Origin of the sequence: Saezia sanguinis, assembly GCF_003991585.1 — a bacterium.
Lineage (GTDB): Bacteria > Pseudomonadota > Gammaproteobacteria > Burkholderiales > Burkholderiaceae_C > Saezia > Saezia sanguinis.
The window spans coordinates 1-2,671 of record NZ_PQSP01000016.1; the positions used below are offsets into that span (position 1 = coordinate 1).

The following is a 2,671-nucleotide window of genomic DNA, read 5'->3' on the forward strand; positions in this document are numbered from 1 at the left end:
GTCCACAGAAGACAAGGTGGAGGTGGCAGCGGAGAAGGAGATCTTGCTGACATCGGGCGGGGCTTATATCAAGATCAGGGACGGCAACATTTATCTGCACGGTCCGGGGATCATAGAGCATAAGGCGGCGAGTTTCCCGTTCAAGGGACCGACTAGTTTGAGCTATGCAATGCCTCATTTGCCCAAGCTGGAAGGGAATTACAACCTGCGTTTTCATTTTGTTGATGATGACGGCGTGCCGTATGCAAACAAGGAATACACCCTGTTTTTCCCGGACGGCTCTTCAACGACAGGCGTTACCGATGAAAACGGGTACACCCTGACAGAGTATTTTGACTTTCCGGAAAAAATACGGGCTCATCTGAAATTAGATCAACTCGGTTAAGCAAAGAAAATACCATGAACGATATTGTGGATCTTACAAAAATTACCAGCGGCCTTGCCGGCATGCAAAGCCAGACAACTGTGGTGCAGCATCTCAGTAACGATCGTTGTGATATAGACGTTACGCCAGCACCAGACTCAGCTATTGGCACCGTTGACTATTACTATGATAAGAAAAAAACGGGCGGAACCGCTGGCTGGCTTTCACGGAAGTGTGATTTTGAGAATCGCCACAGGGGATGCCAGCATGAAGTTCCTGACTACTATGAGGGCTATGGCGATAAATATATCCGCCGGTTCACCGACATTACATACAAGTATCTTTCTGCAGTCGGGAAGGCATGGCTGGAAGATGCCAGGTACTATTTGCAGGTGTACATGGAGGATGGGTTCAAACAGAATACCAGTTCGAAAACGGTGACGACAAAGTCACAAGTGGATCCGAGTATTTCTTCCCGTGTTTCAGCAGCGAGCTTTAAAGGACTGGAGCTAAATGGCCGGAATTTCAGAATGTTTGCTTTTGGAACCCATCCTGCAGCCTACATTGATGGTGGTTTTATCAACATGGGCGTTAAGGATCTGATTCTTGTATGTCTGACGCCGGATATGAAAGAGTGGACAGGAGAGGGAAGAGCAGATACGTTTGATCAAGCTTTCGAAGTGGGAATGTACTTGGTTAGAGCAACAAGCCTGTGGAAAAAAACAAAAATGGCCGCCGAGTTTGCAGCGATTCTTGCGGGCTATGGTCTTGATGATATCGAGGATTTTGTTCACGAAGCACATGGTGTGAGATTACCGAGAAAACGTCTTCGAGGTCTTCTCCAGAATATATTTGGCTCGATTTGGTCATGACGATTATTTGTTCTGCATTTAAGCAATAAAAGTCGGAAATGCATTTTATATATTTTGTATTCAGATGCCAGCCATGATGCCATGGCAGCATTAAAAAGAAGAGGGCAATATGTGGGAGTATCAGGGGAACATTGTTGAGGGCATTCTGCCTGCGGCAGGCGGGCAGATGCGTGTGGCACCAGATGGCGTGTTTTACATTTTCGATCCTCTGACTCCGGCGAGGTTGGAACTGATGCCAAGGCAAGGAGCCGACCCGGATACATATAAACCGCAGTTCACTGAAGCCTGGATGAACGATTCAGAGCAAAGGCTCAACAGGCGCACAGTCAGGGTGCTGGGCAGCAGGCTTAACGGCCCGACAGAAATTTTGTTCCAGGAGTATGGGCAAAACGGTTTTTGGTGGGTCAGTGCCGATCTAAGCAAAATTTATGTACTGGTGCAGTGGTATGACTACACCAAAAATGAACCGACAAATTTGTTCTTTTGGCGCTCTGAAAATCAGGGGCGGACATTCACGCAGGTTGACCTGAGAGCCCAGAAGTTTGGGCAGGGGGAAGCTTCTGGCATCTATTTTGATAAGCAGGGTGTCAACGGTTATATCCTGGTGGATGAAAACCTGCTGTGGCAAACCCGTGATGGTGGTGCCAACTGGCAAAAGCGTTACATCCCTTATTCGGGGTTTGATAAACTGCCGTTTGCAGGCCTTTCTGCTGATTGTGCAATGGTCGATCTGCAGGGCAATCTGCTGTTTTCTCTATGCAAGCAAAACGAGACGACCGGCCAGTTGCAAAGTGAGATTTATGAAGTACCGGCAGACAACGAAACGATTGACCTGAATCCGATGCCGCCTAAGCATATTGTGCAAGGCAAGCGCATTTTAAACATGGCACCGGTGCCAGGTGAAGAAGGCTTTTACCTTACTTACCTGGAGTGTGGCGGTGCTGCGCAATGTAACTGGGAAAATGAATTGACAACGGAAAACCCCGCATTGCATTTTGGCTGGCTGCAAGCAGATGAGTTCAAGGTAAACCGCGCTTTTAATTTTACTTTTCTGCCGGTTGAAGAATTTTATACCGGCGCTGATGGGCAGGTTGCCGCCATTCTCAAAATGCCCAATTTCATAGACAGCAAATGGCTGTTAAGCCGGGATTATGGTAACAATTGGCGAATCGCTGATATTACAGAACAGGAAGTCATATCACATTATCTTGACTTTGGCACACAGAAGTACTGGCAGCACAGACGAGGCAATGAGGTTTATGTCACAGAGCTGCCACCGGTTCCTGTCGCAAGGGGCTAGATTTTTGCAGTGTCAATAATGTGAAATGGTAAAAACTGAGAATTAAGGAAGAACCAAAATGTCCCAGACAGAGTTGAGATACAGCTTTGAGGCGCAAGGTGATGGTGAAGAACAAGGCGAAGCGTCAGGCATCAG

General features: G+C 47.5%; 3 protein-coding genes. All 3 read left to right on the top strand.

Annotated elements, in window-relative coordinates; all coding sequences use genetic code 11:
* A partial coding sequence (locus CUZ56_RS14790; RefSeq protein WP_126981187.1) for a DUF2345 domain-containing protein occupies positions 1-385 on the top strand: 385 nt, incomplete at its 5' end.
* Between the two features lie 14 nt (positions 386-399).
* The gene (locus CUZ56_RS14795; protein WP_126981188.1) at positions 400-1,236 is read left to right on the top strand and encodes a hypothetical protein; all 837 of its coding nucleotides are present in this window, start codon (positions 400-402) and stop codon (positions 1,234-1,236) included.
* Positions 1,237-1,345: 109 nt separating this feature from the next.
* Positions 1,346-2,536 carry a hypothetical protein gene (locus CUZ56_RS14800; protein WP_126981189.1) on the top strand — a complete coding sequence of 397 codons (1,191 nt, stop codon included), beginning with the start codon at positions 1,346-1,348 and terminating at the stop codon, positions 2,534-2,536.
* Positions 2,537-2,671: the final 135 nt, after the last annotated feature.

What these genes read in the sequence shown, in the direction of transcription:
- CUZ56_RS14800 (WP_126981189.1), top strand. Translation starts at nt 1,346, where the DNA reads ATGTGGGAGTATCAGGGGAACATTGTTGAGGGCATTCTGCCTGCGGCA.
- CUZ56_RS14795 (WP_126981188.1), top strand. Translation starts at nt 400, where the DNA reads ATGAACGATATTGTGGATCTTACAAAAATTACCAGCGGCCTTGCCGGC.